Annotated in this window: 9 protein-coding genes; 3 read left to right on the forward strand and 6 right to left on the reverse strand. The window is 58.4% G+C overall.

Annotated features, from left to right (window positions below; translation table 11 throughout):
• Window positions 1–43: 43 nt before the first annotated feature.
• The 3 genes from ACQZ51_RS16185 to ACQZ51_RS16195 form a co-directional block, all read right to left on the reverse strand.
• Entirely contained in the window at window positions 44–4,204 is a 4,161-nt protein-coding gene (locus tag ACQZ51_RS16185) for a translocation/assembly module TamB domain-containing protein (RefSeq protein ID WP_448778682.1), read from the reverse strand.
• A gap of 39 nt (window positions 4,205–4,243) precedes the next feature.
• Window positions 4,244–6,169: an autotransporter assembly complex protein TamA gene (locus ACQZ51_RS16190; protein WP_448778684.1), complete on the reverse strand. Its 1,926-nt coding sequence runs from the start codon at window positions 6,167–6,169 to the stop codon at window positions 4,244–4,246.
• A 172-nt stretch (window positions 6,170–6,341) separates the two neighbouring features.
• A complete protein-coding gene (locus tag ACQZ51_RS16195; protein ID WP_042620082.1) occupies window positions 6,342–6,593 on the reverse strand; it encodes a YMGG-like glycine zipper-containing protein in 252 nt (83 codons plus the stop codon).
• Between the two features lie 375 nt (window positions 6,594–6,968).
• Here ACQZ51_RS16195 and hemA point away from each other — a divergent pair, with 375 nt between their 5' ends.
• Complete coding sequence (hemA, locus tag ACQZ51_RS16200) at window positions 6,969–8,186, forward strand: 5-aminolevulinate synthase (RefSeq protein ID WP_448778685.1); 1,218 nt, start codon at window positions 6,969–6,971, stop codon at window positions 8,184–8,186.
• 82 nt (window positions 8,187–8,268) lie between these two features.
• On the opposite strand, the gene dxr is transcribed toward hemA, so the two are convergent.
• Complete coding sequence (dxr, locus tag ACQZ51_RS16205) at window positions 8,269–9,468, reverse strand: 1-deoxy-D-xylulose-5-phosphate reductoisomerase (RefSeq protein WP_448778687.1); 1,200 nt, start codon at window positions 9,466–9,468, stop codon at window positions 8,269–8,271.
• Window positions 9,469–9,602: 134 nt separating this feature from the next.
• Here dxr and ACQZ51_RS16210 point away from each other — a divergent pair, with 134 nt between their 5' ends.
• Both ACQZ51_RS16210 and ACQZ51_RS16215 read left to right on the forward strand, forming a co-directional pair.
• A complete protein-coding gene (locus tag ACQZ51_RS16210) occupies window positions 9,603–10,295 on the forward strand; it encodes a phosphatase PAP2 family protein (protein ID WP_448778689.1) in 693 nt (230 codons plus the stop codon).
• Between the two features lie 18 nt (window positions 10,296–10,313).
• Window positions 10,314–11,546 (forward strand): FAD-dependent oxidoreductase, encoded by a 1,233-nt coding sequence (locus ACQZ51_RS16215; RefSeq protein WP_448778690.1) that lies wholly within the window; start codon window positions 10,314–10,316, stop codon window positions 11,544–11,546.
• Here ACQZ51_RS16215 and ACQZ51_RS16220 read toward each other — a convergent pair.
• Entirely contained in the window at window positions 11,536–12,723 is a 1,188-nt protein-coding gene (locus ACQZ51_RS16220) for a glycosyltransferase family protein (protein ID WP_448778692.1), read from the reverse strand. The genes ACQZ51_RS16215 and ACQZ51_RS16220 overlap by 11 nt on opposite strands.
• Window positions 12,705–13,931 carry a glycosyltransferase gene (locus tag ACQZ51_RS16225; RefSeq protein WP_448778795.1) on the reverse strand — a complete coding sequence of 409 codons (1,227 nt, stop codon included), beginning with the start codon at window positions 13,929–13,931 and terminating at the stop codon, window positions 12,705–12,707. The genes ACQZ51_RS16220 and ACQZ51_RS16225 overlap by 19 nt, the downstream gene beginning before the upstream one ends.
• Window positions 13,932–13,962: the final 31 nt, after the last annotated feature.

The raw sequence follows: 13,962 nt of genomic DNA on the forward strand, positions 1-13,962 counted from the left end.
ATATGCGCCATGCGGAAGTCTTCCGCTGGCGCGTTTCTGCCTATCAATATTCTTTTTCGTAGAATATGCCCGCCGCACCTTCGCCATCGCCGCCTGCCTCGCCGCGGAGCTTCACGCCGCGCCCGACATCCAGATTGATGATGGCCTTTGCACCGGAACTGCCGCTTTGTTCCAGTTCCAGATAGGTCTTGTCATTGAGATACTTGCCCGCCGAGACCCTTGCCTGACCCTCGGAGTCGGTGGAGATATCGAGATCGTCGATACCAAGATTGCTGCGCAGGCTATCAAACAGCGATGTGGACCGCCCACCCGCCAGTTGCCCTGCAGCATCTGCCAGCCGGGCAATCTGCAAGGCGGAGAGCTTCGACATGGATTGGCCGAAAATTAGCTGCGCCATGACCTCGTCCTGCGGAAGGGCAGGGGACGAGGTAAAGCCGAATGCCGGATCATTGGCGTTCCCTGTCACCGATACGGTGACTGTGGTCGAACCTGCGGTCGATTCCGCCGCCATGTTGAGAACCGGCACGAGGCCGCCGCCAAAGGTTATATCGCCGGTGGTGAAATCGAGGCGGCGGGTCAGGATTTCCAGTCGGCCACGCTTCATTTCAAAGCCGCCGGAAACGGCGGGAGCAGCCGCTGTGCCGCGTACCGTCAGGCTGCCCGTCAACTCGGCATCGATACCGCGTCCACGTACGAATATGCCGCTGGGCGCGTTGATCTGAAGATCGAGCGCTATGGGAGAGGAGCTGCCAGAGCCACCCTTGTCGGAATTGATTTCCCGGTCCTGTGCCCGAACGGCTGGCGGCGCATTCTTGTGTTTGATGTTGATCTGGGAAAGGGAAGCCGGCAGGCGTTCCGGAATTGTGATCGCACTTTTTTCAAGTGTGATCGTGCCCCCCAGAACAGGTCCGTTCAAAACAGGACCCTTGAGCGTCAATGTGCCGCTGGCAACGGTTGTGAACAACGTACCGTCATTATAGGCGGCGCGATTGAGCGTGATCGTCAGGTCAGCCGGAAAGCCGGAACCGGGCATGATGCCAACCGAACCCGTACCTGAAACGGTGCCGCCGCCAGCCAATTTGCCTGTCAGGCGGGAGATCGTTGCCTGATCGCGCTGGAAATTGATCGTAGCGCCCAGATTGTTGACCGTGAGGTTTCTGCGCACATCCGTCACGCGCGTGCCGTCGGTCGTCACGCTACCGCTGATGAGCGGGGCGGCGAGAGTGCCGTCGATTTTGACATCGAGCGACGCCTTGCCTTCAACATCAAAGCCTTGTGCGGCGGTTTGCGCGGCGACTGCCCCGAAGGGCAGGTTGCCCCGGAAGGCCATGGCAATGGGCCGGTTGCCGCCAACACCCAGCGTGCCACCACCGGAAAGGGCGAGACCGCCTTGTCCGGTCACATTGGTGTCGAGGCGCAGCGTACCGCCAGCAAAGCGGCCATTGGCCTTGATGCCGAGAGCCCCGAGCCCAGCAGCACGCGTCTGGCTGACTGCCGCGTCGGACCATGTCAGATCATAATCGACAGCAGGATCGGATGCCGGTCCCTTGGCGACGACTGTGCCGGAAATTGTTCCGGCTGCATCAAGGCCGGGAGAAAACGCATTCGCCAGATTGGCGGGGAGAGCGCGAATATTGGTATTCAGATTAAGGGTCGATCCGGCCGTGCCGCTGACCTCAACGCGTCCGTTGCCGGTCTGAATGACAATACCTGACAGGCGCGCAGACCCTGCCTCGACTGCGATGGCTGTCGGCTGGGCGAGCTTGACCGGAATGCCGAGCGGCGTGGCCGACAAGGCATCGATCTTGACCGCGATGGCGCCACCGCCCGTATCGGCGCTGCCCTTCAGGATCAGCGGTGCGTTGTCATATCGGGCATTGAGGTCGAAGGCCGTGGCCGTGCCTGAGTGGTTGATATCAAGGTTCAAGCCCGAAATGGCGACAGCACCGGCATTGATAGCTTGTGCCTGCACCGTGCCGTTGACGGCGAGTGCTTGCAGATCGTCCACCTTGAGGTTGGCCACGAATTTTGAAACGGCTGCCGTACCCTGTCCAACGGCGTCACCGGACGCGCTGATGATGGCCGCTATTTTTCCGCCCGCATTGGATAGCTCAACATTGCCTTTGATATCTCCGTTGGCCTGCTGCGCTGCAAGCGCCGCCAGAAGCGAAAGGTCCGGGAAGTCCAAGGCGAGTTTGCCGCTTGGGAGGAAGTCGGGTGTGAACTGAAGCTGGCCGGTCAGCACATTGCGCCCGACCGTAACGTTGAGCTGCGGAATGGCGGTTCCGTTTTCGCCCTGAATGAGTTCGCCCGTTGCATCGATGACCTGACCATCCAGCGAACCGCTTGCCTGCAGCTTTGCCTGGGGAGCGTTGAAGTCGGCTTTTCCGCTCGCAGAAACGTTCAGCGCCTCCAGCGCGCGGCCTGCCAGCGTCGCTTTGGCCGAATTGAGGCTCAGCTGGAAATCGGCCGCGGTGAGTGGTCCCTGAGCTTCGAGCGAAAATCCAAGGGCACCGGATGCCTGAGGTGTCAGCTTTTCGAGCGCTGGCAATCGCCCGCCGAGCTTCGCTGCGACATTGCCGTTTTCAAGCGCAACATCGCCATTGGCCTCCAGCGTGCCGGATTTGACGACGAGATTCTCAACGCTGGTGCGGCCCCCGATCGTGCTGTTCACATAGGCATCGATGGCTATGGTCGTGTCGAATTTCTCAGCAAGGGCTGGCGGCAGAACAGCGGGAAGCACGAATAGGCGAAGATTTGTCGCGATGGTTCTGGCCGTGAGGTCATAGGTGCCGCTGCCGGTGCCGCCGATGCTCGCACTTTCCAGTGTCGCACCTTCGAATGCGATGGTCTGCGGGGAAATGCGCAACGGCGCATTCAGCGTCAATGGGGCCTTGATCGCTCTTTCCAGGTCTGGTGCGGTCATGGCGGATTGCGCAATGCTGAGCGATGTCTTGACCGTCCCCGTCTGGCTGGCCAGATTGAGATCGTCACTGCTTGCGGTTAGCTTCACGTCTTCCACACGGCCCTGGGGAGCAGCCAGCGAGCGCAGAGATGCGGACAGGCCAAGCTTTGCCGCTGTGGCATTGCCGCGCAGGGAAAGGTCAATGCCGTTGACGAGCGCTGCAATCTCGCCGCCCTCGAGCGGCAGACGGATGTCGACAGGCCCATTCGTGCCGATCAGATTGGCCGAGAGATCATTCTGGCCCTGCTGATCGATGGCGCCGGATGCTGTCAGCAAAAGCTTGCCTGTTTCAAGATTTCCGCTTTCAACGCTGATGCGTCCGCCAGGTGCGATGCTGGCTGCAAGGTCAAGCTTCGTCTGGCCTTCAAACAGCTGGCGCAGAAGTGGTGGCAGCAGCATGTCAGGCTGTCCACCGCCATGGAGTTCGAGCCGCCGCGTGCTGTCGCTCAGGAGTTGATGGCGACCCGTCACGTCAAGCACCGGGTTGCCTGCGACATTGCCAGTCAGCGTTCCTGTCCAGTCGGAAAGTGCGCCCTGGCCCTTCAGGTCCAGCGCAACGGCTGGCGCGTCCGGCAAGCGCAGAAGGGTTGCCAGCAAGCCGCCTTGCGGTTCACTCACAGAGGCATCAAGCTTCAGCACATTGTCTTCAGGCGCAAAAACAATATCGGCCTTGACCAGTGCGTTCGGCTCATCCTTGCGATTGGCGGTCAGAAGAAGTGTGATCTTGCTGCTTGTTGCCGTGCCCTGACCTTTGGCGGCTAGCTCGAATGCGCGGCCAGCGAGTTTTTCGCCGAGCCTAATATCCGGCAATGCCAGATCATCGATGGCGACCTCGACGGGGAGAGAAAAACCGCCTGAACTTTCCGGCTGCGGTTCGCTGGGTGGAACCGGCGCTCTGTCGAGGCTGATATTCGCAGCGCTGATACGGTGTGCGTGAAACGTGCCGCGCAACAAGTCCAGAGGCGCCCAGTCCACCTCCACGCCGTTCAATTGCGCATAGGTGCCTTCACGGTCTGCAACAGTGACCTGCGCCAGACGAAGATTGCCCGTCAGCAGGCCTGATGGCGCGGAAAGGGTTATTGTTTGATCCGGTGAGGAAATGAGCGATGACACCCGTGATGCCGCAAATTGCGCGCCTGTCGGTGTCAGGCCGACGAGGAGGACTGCCACCAACAGCAGACCCACGACGCCAAGCGCGACGTAGATGATTGAGGTCAACAATCGGATCAATGCGGTCATCAAGTGTTATCACTCTGCTGGTTGCGAAAGGCTGCTGTCCTAGAAGGACTGGCCAATGCCGGCATAAATGCCAAAGCTGCTTCCACCCTCATATTTCTTGAGCGGCATGGCGACATCAAGACGCAAGGGTCCGAATGGCGTTGCGTATCGAAGTCCGAGACCCGCACCGGCGCGGAAGTCGGAAAAATCAGGTGCGAAGTCCGACGAGACGACACCGGCATCGACGAAAGGAACCAGTCCGATCGTTTCCGTGACCTTTATGCGCGCTTCCACCGAGCTGACGACGTAAGAGCGTCCGCCGGTTGCCTCGCCCGCATCATTATAGGGCGAAATTTCCTGATAGCTGTAGCCGCGAACCGAGCCGCCGCCGCCGGCATAAAAGCGCCGAGTGGCGGGTACATCTTCCAGCGAGCTTGCCCCGATCAGCACGCCGCCTGCGATTTTGCCCGCGAGCACCACCTGATCGTCTGATCCTAGCCCCTTATATCCAGTCGTGGAGCCTTCGAAGGTCGAGAAGATCGTGCCGTTCAAGGCTTCAAAACTGGGCTTGGCTGACACCGCTGCCCTGAAGCCCTCGGTCGGGTTCAGCTTGTCGTCGCGCATGTCGCGCACAAACTCCAGCGGAACGGATGTCGTCAGATACTGGTTGTTGCCGAACGCATCGTCAGTATCGGTCCATTCCACTTCAAATCCGGCGGAGGCGGTGTCGTAATCGTTGAACTCATAGGAAAAGCCCGCATAACCGGTGACGGATCGGGCATCATAGCTATAGGGATGCTCGGTCTTGGCCTTGAGGCTTGCCGTAAACGTCGTTTCCGGCGTGATGACGCCGGGCTTGGTAAAGATTATCCCTGCCGAATAATCCATATCCTTTGCGTTGGAGGCCTCGCCCAGGCGCGATACCGCACCTTCGATGCGCAGTGATTCGGCCCGTCCGAACAGATTGCGATGGCCCCAATAGCCTTGCAGGCCAATGCCTTCGGTGGTCGAGTATTGAGCGCCGACGCCCAGATAGCGGTGCTTTCCCTCCGACACTTCAATCGTCAGCGGTATTGATCCGTTCGGAGCCAGTGCGGAGGCTTCCTTAATGCTGACGCTGGAAAAGACGCTGAGTTTGCGCAGACGGTCTGCTGCCTTGCGCAATTTCTCCGGGGAATAGGCCTCGCCACCATTGAGCCGCGAATACCGCCGGATGAAGTCTGCATCCACAGTGCGTGGGCCTTTGATGGAGACATCGCCAAGCGGTGCGACAGGTCCACCTTCCGCGGCCATGGTCAGATCGACCGAATTGTTGGCATGGTTGGCGACGGCCTGGCGCGTGGTCAGCTCCGCAAGCGGGCGACCTTCAGCCTTCAGGTCTTCGACCAGTTTGTTGCCTGCTTTGATTATGGCCAGCGATCCGGCATCACCGCCGGTGACAAGGCCGTATTGCTCCAGATCCCGTCCTGCAACGTCCCCCTCCAGCCTGACATTGCCCAGCGTAAACACCGGGCCGGGTGTCACGTCGATGACGACAGGCACAGGCGCGGAGCGATTGAATGTCGGGTTGGGTGGTATCGAATCAATATCCTGTCCGGCCACGGTAATCTTGACGGTTCCGCCATAGCGGGCGTTTTCATAAAGTGCCGCGACCAATCTCTCACGGTCATCACGCGCGCGAATCAGAAGACCAAGATCGCCCGATGCCGGTTTTTCCGGCTCGGCTGCCAGAAGGGAACTGTTGTTAAGGCTCTGCTCAAGCTTCGTGTCGGCCCCCGGTGCATTGAGGGTAACCGCAAAGGTGACCGGATCGAGAACCTGTTGCTCTTCCTCATCGGAGCCGAAAAGCGTGATGCCAAATATCTTGAAAGCGTAGGCGTTACGAGCGAAGCCTGGATACATTACGATTGATGCCGCAACCGCCATCGCGGTGCCAGCCTTCCAGAACGCAATACTCATCTTTGGGTCAGTCCGTCGTTTTGGCATACGCTTCTTTATGGTTGAACATGTACTATCGAAGCCAGTGGTTTCCCGTCCGTTAATATTCAAGTTTAATCATAAACTTAATGATATGGCACCTGAAAAAGCACACTTTGGGCCCTGCAAACGCAAAAGCCCCGGCGAACCGGGGCTTCTTTCTGTGCCAATAAAGGCGTAATTAGCGGCAACGAGCCGTGTAACGCTGACCGTACTGGTCGCGGTAGTAGCAGTAGCCTGGCTCGGAAGCATTGCCGATCAACGCACCACCAACGCCACCGATTGCTGCGCCGACGGCTGCGCCGCGTACGTTGCCGGTGACTGCGCCGCCGATGACCGCGCCGGAAACTGCACCAATCGATGCGCCCTTTTCAGTCTGCGTGCAGCCTGCAAGCGTCAAACCGATGACGGCAAAAATAATAGCCTTTTTCATGAACTCTCTCCAACGTTACATTCGAGCTTTTCTAGCTCTTTTGGTAGGCGTCCCATGGGTTATCTGCGGCGACTGCTACCTCCGACCGCAACAGATATCTAACAAGTCGAATGTTCTTATGGAAGCCCCCTTGGCAGGCAACGCTCCCCATCCCCAATCGATTGTGACTGCTGAACGGGGTGCAGCGGAAAAAGTTCCATTTTGCCGCTGGTTTGATATGAATCAATTTTGCGGTTTACCAATTATCTTATAGTTATGCTTAGAATGGTTCAAATGTAGGGGCGAATTGACGCAGTTTTCGACAAACCGCGTTGATGGGGTTGACGGTTCAAGGAGGTGAGCCGACAACGTCTGTTAAGAATTCTGGAGCGTGGAATGGACTTCGAGGCATATTTCAAGACCGAACTGGATGGTTTGCATTCGGAGGGTCGATACCGCGTGTTTGCCGACCTTGAGCGGCAGCAGGGAAATTTCCCTCGGGCAACGCGCTACACCGCCAATGGCGACAAGCAGGACGTAACTGTCTGGTGCTCAAACGACTATCTCGGCATGGGCCAGAACCCCAAAGTCGTGGAGGCGATGAAAGCCGCCATCGATCACTGTGGCGCGGGTGCGGGAGGCACCCGGAATATCTCGGGCACCAACCACCATCATGTTCAGCTTGAGCGCGAGCTCGCGGACCTGCATGGAAAAGAGTCGGCGCTCGTCTTTACTTCCGGCTACATTTCCAACTGGGCGACGCTCGGCACGCTTGGCCAGAAGATTCCTGGCCTGATCATTTTTTCCGATGCCCTGAACCATGCCTCCATGATTGAAGGCATCCGGTACGGTCGTTGTGAGAAGGTGATCTGGAAGCACAATGATCTTCAGGACCTCGAAGCCAAGCTGAAGGTTGCCGACCCGGCAGCGCCGAAGCTGATTGCCTTCGAATCGGTCTACTCCATGGATGGCGATATTTCGCCGATCGAGGAAATCTGCGATCTGGCTGACCAATATGGCGCGATGACCTATCTCGATGAAGTGCATGCCGTTGGCATGTACGGCCCACGTGGCGGCGGTATTGCCGAACGCGAAGGTTTGATGGATCGCCTCACGATTATCGAAGGCACACTTGGCAAGGCTTTTGGCGTCATGGGCGGCTATATCGCAGCCTCTCATGCGCTGTGTGATTTCATCCGGTCTTTCGCCTCAGGCTTTATCTTTACAACCGCACTGCCGCCGTCTCTCGCTGCCGGTGCGGTCGCCTCGATCCGGCATTTGAAGGCCAGCCCGTTTGAGCGGGTTCGCCATCAGGAGCGGGTGCGCACCTTGCGGCAGATGCTGGATTCCAGCGGCATTCCACACATTCACAATCCAAGCCACATTGTGCCTGTGATGGTGGGCGATGCGGCCAAGTGCAAATGGATTTCCGATATTCTTCTGGACGATCACGGCGTTTACGTTCAGCCAATCAACTATCCGACGGTGCCGCGCAAGACAGAACGCCTGCGTATTACGCCGACGCCATTGCACAGCGATGCTGATCTGGAGCGTCTTGTGGGTGCATTGCACCAGCTCTGGTCGCGTTGCGCTCTGGCAAGAGCCGTTGCCTGATACCTGCTAAAACGACAGATTGAGAAAAGGCCGCGGCTGAGAGATGTCGCGGCCTTTTTCGTTATCGGTAGATGTGGAGCCTTCAGGCGAACTGTTGTTTTTGAAGGATCGCTTCTTGCGCATGAACGCGCGCCTCAGCATCCGCAGCCAGTACATCTTCCATCGTCTGGGCCGATTGTCCGTTATCAAGACGAGCCATGACGATCTCGACAATATCGGCCATATCGAGAAAGCCGATCTGACCATCCACAAAGGCGTGGAACGCGGTTTCGTCAGCGGCATTCAATACTGCGCCCTGCGCCCCGCCACGTTCCAGTGCGGTTCTGGCCAGCCGCAAAGCGGGGAAGCGAACCTCATCGGGGGCTTCGAAATCCAGTCGTGCGAGCTTGGTGAAATCCAGTCGTTCCACGTCAATCTCGCCGCGTGCGGGATAGGTCAGGGCGTAAGCAATGGCCGTGCGCATATCCGGGCAGCCCAGCTGGGCAATGACCGATCCATCCGTATAGGCAACCATGGAATGAATGATCGATTGCGGATGGACGATCACCTCGATCTGGTCGGGGCGAAGATCGAACAGGTACTTCGCCTCAATCATTTCCAGCGCCTTGTTGAACATGGAGGCGCTGCCGATGGAAACCTTGAGGCCCATCGACCAGTTGGGGTGGGCGCGGGCGATGTCTGCCGTGACACCCGCCATCTGTTCGCGGCTGAAGGTGCGAAACGGACCGCCGGATGCTGTCAGTACGATACGCTCGACATTGGCTTTGTTTGCGGGCTCCAGACACTGGAAAATGGCGCTGTGCTCGCTATCAACAGGTATGAGCGTGCCGCCGCCCTGTTTCATGATGCGGATGAAGACGTCTCCCGCCGAAACGAGGCATTCCTTGTTGGCCAGCGCAATATTGGCACCGCGCTGCGCCGCCGTCAGCGTCGGCTCAAGGCCGGGCGTTCCGGCAATCGCTGCCATGACCCAGTCGGCATCCATGCTGGCTGCTTCCTGCAAGCCGCTTTTGCCAGCCGCAACCTTGATATCGGTGCCAGCAAGCGCCTCTTTCAGAGCCTGATAATTGCCCTCGTCTGACGTTACAGCCAGCTTAGCGCCCAGCGCACGGGCTTGCTCGGCCAGCAGCGCTATGTTGCCAGCGCCGGTCAGCGCCATGATATCGAACCGGTCGCGTCCGCCAAGTTGATTGACGACATCAACCGTGTTCGTACCGATGGAACCGGTGGAGCCCAGTATGGTCAGCTTTTCGGGGGAGGTCGGGCCCTTGGAATGCGTCATCTTTATCCGAATTTTCTCAACTCTGTCTTTCAAGCGTCTACAAGCGAAAGGTGGGTATAACAAGAAGGAAAGCCACTCTTGTTTTTGGGGGACACCAAACGCATAGTCCATGACTACTCACGAAGAGAAATAGCATGCGACGTTTTTTTGTTTCCAGTGGCTGGATTTTGGCGGCGACCCTCGTTCTGGTGCTGGTCCTCATTCCGTTTGATCCCGTAATTTCGCAGCGGGCGCAAGCATTGCCAGCCCCGGTCGTCGGCTTCAACAATGCCATAACCGATTTCGGAACGTTCCGCTGGATGCTTTACAGCACAGGTCTTCTGGCCATTCTCGCCTATGTCGTTTCGCGTGTGCTGACGCGGTCGTCCTATGCCACACGCATTGGCAAGGCATGGCCATTACTCCTGTATTTCTTTCTGACGATTGGCACGGCAAGCATCCTCGTCCATCTCTTGAAGTTCCTGATCGGGCGGGCAAGGCCTGAACTGTTGCTGGAAATGGGGGCTTACAGCCTCACACCCTTCACGGGCGATCATATTTATGAGAGCTTTCCATCCGGACATTCAACTGCCGCAGGCTCTTTCTTTGGAGCCTTCATGATGCTGATACCGCGTTTCCGCTTCGTGTTTATCGGGCTGGCCCTTGTTATCGGTGTGTCCAGGGTTATCGTCGGTGCGCATTATCCAAGCGACGTGGCAGCAGGTCTCCTTTTGGGAACATGGACGGCAATGGCATTTGCTTTTATCTTCGCCCGTTCCGAATGGATATTCCGCTTCGACGCGAATGGCTGGCCGCATCCGAATAACGTGGTCAGTTCCGCAGGATGACCGACAAAAGGGACGTCAATGGATCACGCTGAAACGCAAGGCGTTCGCTCTATCAAAACCACGGTGGTGATTGCAGGCGGCGGGCCGGCGGGCATGATGCTGGGGCTTTTGCTGGCACGGGCCAATGTCGATGTCACCGTCATCGAAAAACACGCCGATTTCTTGCGGGATTTTCGTGGTGATACCATCCACCCCTCGACGCTTGAGATCATCGCGCAGCTCGGCTTCATCAGGGAGTTTCTGGCGCTGCCCCACACGCGGGCAGAAAAGCTGCATGCTGAAATTGGCGGCAGGAAAATAGCCATTGCCGATTTCTCGTGGTTGCCGGTCAAAAACCGCTTCATCGCCTTCATGCCACAATGGGATTTTCTGAACTTCATCGCCGGCAAGGCGGGACAGTTCGAAAACTTTCGATTGCTGATGAACGCGCCGGTCAAGGAATTGATCCAGGATGACGGCAGGGTGCGCGGACTTGTTGTCGAGACACCAGCAGGCGTGCTTAACATCGAAGCCGATCTGGTGATCGGAGCTGACGGGCGCAATTCAATCGTCAGGGAAAAGGCCGGTCTGGAAATCGAGAGCTTTGGTGTTCCAACCGAAGTGGTCTGGATGCGCCTGTCAAAACAGGATGGGGATCCTGATGAGACCATGGGACATGCCGGTCCGCGACAGGGCTTCGTGCTGATCGATCGCGGCGATTATTGGCAATGCGGTTATGTGGTGCGCAAAGGCTCCTACGCCGAATTCAAGGATCAGGGTCTGGAGGCTTTTCGAGAGCGCGTTGCCGAAGTATGCCCTCTTCCACGTGAACGCCTGTCGGAAATTGGAAGCTGGGACGATGCATGGCTGCTGACGGTGCGCATCGACCGTCTGAAACAATGGTGGAAGCCGGGGGTGATCTGCATTGGTGACGCGGCACATGCGATGTCGCCAATCGGCGGCGTGGGTGTCAATCTTGCCATTCAGGATGCGGTGGCGGCGGCCAATGTGCTCATCCCGATCCTATCGGCCCGGCGCTCGATTGCCGATACCGATCTGGCCGCCATCGAGAAGCGTCGGACTTTCCCGACAAAGGCGACGCAGCGTTTGCAGTTGATGATGCGCAGCAAGAACAAGAAGGATCAGGCCGATGCCAAAAAGGCGAAGGGGCCACCCGCCTTCGTGCTGGCCATCATGCGCTTTCCACTGCTCGCCCATCTGGCAGGCAGGCTGATTGGTCTGGGTTTCCGGCGGGAAAAGATCAATTATTGAGCTTGTCGAATTCCCGCTCATCATAAAGACGACGCAATATTTTGGATGTGCCCGCCGCCCCATTCAGATCAAGATCGATCTCGCCCGGCTCCGGTAGGTTCAACGCCTGCTGGATGGCATCTGCCATGGATTGGGGTGATATGGCGCTTTCTTCCAGCACATGGGCAAGCCCCAGTTTTGCCAGTCGCGATGCGCGCGCGCCTTGCTCCGTTTCGCCACCGGCGGCGAAGGGAATGAGGAGCGAGCGGCACTTGGCCTGCAGGATGTCGCAGACGGTGTTGTAACCGGCCTGCGAAATGGAAAGCTTCGCGCCTGACAACAGACTTGCGAAATCCTTGCGGAACCGGAAGACCGAGATGCTCTCACCAGCCTGCGCTGAAATGGCATCGAAATCCGCTTTCGGCATGTTTGGACCCGTGATGAGGCACCAGCTCTTGACCTCGTCGATCATGGGTGCAGCGTCCAGTGCTGCGTGGATGAGGGCCGCCCCGACAGCGCCGCCGCCTGCGGAAACGACGACATCAAATCTGTCCTGCGGTGGCTCCTGCCTCGGGGCTGCGACAAGGCCGGTATAGACGATACGCTGGCTGATCTGGTCGGCCAGCGGAAAGGTCTCTTCCAGCCGCACGAAGTTCGGGTCACCATGCACGAGAACAGTATCGAAGTGCTTTTTGACGAGCGCAATCGTTTCTTCGTCGCGGCCGGGTTTGGCGCGTTCCTGTAAGATGTCACGCAATGATGTCATCACAAGCGGACGCTCGATGCTGCGCTCGATGGCGCTCAAAAGCGGCATGAGTTCAAAACGCACCTGCCGTCGCCCGAAGGGAAAAGCTTCGATGATGACGATATCGGGTCTGGTGCCGTGGTAGGCGCCCAGCAGCATGCTGGTGCGGCTGTCCTTGAACATGTCATCTACCGGCTGCCCCGTGGCATCGACAAGCCCTGAGAAACTGCCGTCGCTGACGGCGATGGGGGGCAGTTCGATGTGGCGTATACCTTCGCCCGGAAAGCCCGGAACAGGCGTTCCACCCGTCACCAGGGTCACGTCGAAACCGTCTGCGACAAGGGTGCGGGCAACGCGGCTGGCGCGGGCAATGTGGCCGATGCCGAGCAGATGTTGCACATAGAAAAAGACGCGGGGTGCGGGTTTCTTTGCGGTCACAGGGGCTTCTCCCATTCCTGCTCGAACAGTGCCTTCAACTCGGTAATGCTGTTGCGGTGGTCAAATGCGGTGCGAACGCGGCTCTCTGCCGCCATTCCCAGCCGGGAGCGAAGGTCCGGGTCGATGATAGCGCTTTGCAGCGCCTGGGAAAAGGCTGCGGGATCATCGGGCGCTGTCAGCAATCCGTTTTCACCATCCACGAAGAATTCCGGTATGCCTGAGATGTTGGTGGAAATGCAGGTAAGGCTCTGGCTTGCTGCTTCCACCAGCACATTGGGAAGTCCATCGCGGTCACCATCGCTGGTGATGCGGCAGGCGAGTGCGAAGAGATCCGCTGTGCGGTAGTGCTCCAGCACCTGTTTCTGGTCCATCGCCCCTGTCCAGGTGATCCGCTCCGAAAGTCCGAGTTCTGCTGCCAGCGCCTTAAGCGTGGTCAGCTCGTCGCCACCGCCAATATGGGTGAATTGCCAGTGCAGCGATGGTGGCAGCGCCGCCAGCGCGCGCAAGAGAATATCGATGCCCTTTTTCTTCACGGCCCGGCCAACGCTCAAGATACGGACGGGATCATCCGGATTGGAGCCATTGCGAGGCGGTCGCGGGGTGTCATTGTGTGGAAAGCGCGTGAGATCGAGGCCGTGATAGCTCAGATGCACATTGGCTTTTTCGCCGGAAAGATTTTGCAGGTGCCGGAAGCCGCTGGCGGTACAGGTCACGGCCCAGCGGGCGCTGCCCAGTTTGGCGGCGAGATCGCGGTCGCTCGATGTCCAGATATCCTTGGCATGGGCGGAAATCGTCCACGGAATACCGGTGATCAGATGTGTGTAGGCGGCAACCGATGCGGGCGTGTGGATGAAATGAACGTGCAGCCAGCCGGCGTCGGTAGGCCATTCATGCGCCAGCACCGCAGCCTGTCCGAAACGGCGAAAGCGATTGCGCGAGAGATCATGGCGAAGGTCCCCAAAGAAACGCCGCAGCGCCTGTCCGAAACCGGGCTTGCTGCGGCAAGCCCACAGGGCTTTCAGGACACGCACCGGCTCCTCATGCAGATATTCCGGCAGGTAAGTTACCTTGGCGCGGATTTCATCATGCACCGGGTGGCGCTTCTTGTCTGTCGGGCGGCGCATGGAAACAAGTTCCAGCTCTAGCCCCGCCTTCTCAAGGCCAAGCAGTTCCTGCGCGATGAAAGTTTCTGAAAGGCGCGGGTAGCCCTTCAGCAGAACCATGATTTTCTTGTTGCCGGTCACGATATCAGCG

It is taken from the genome of Agrobacterium sp. CG674 (genome assembly GCF_053521645.1).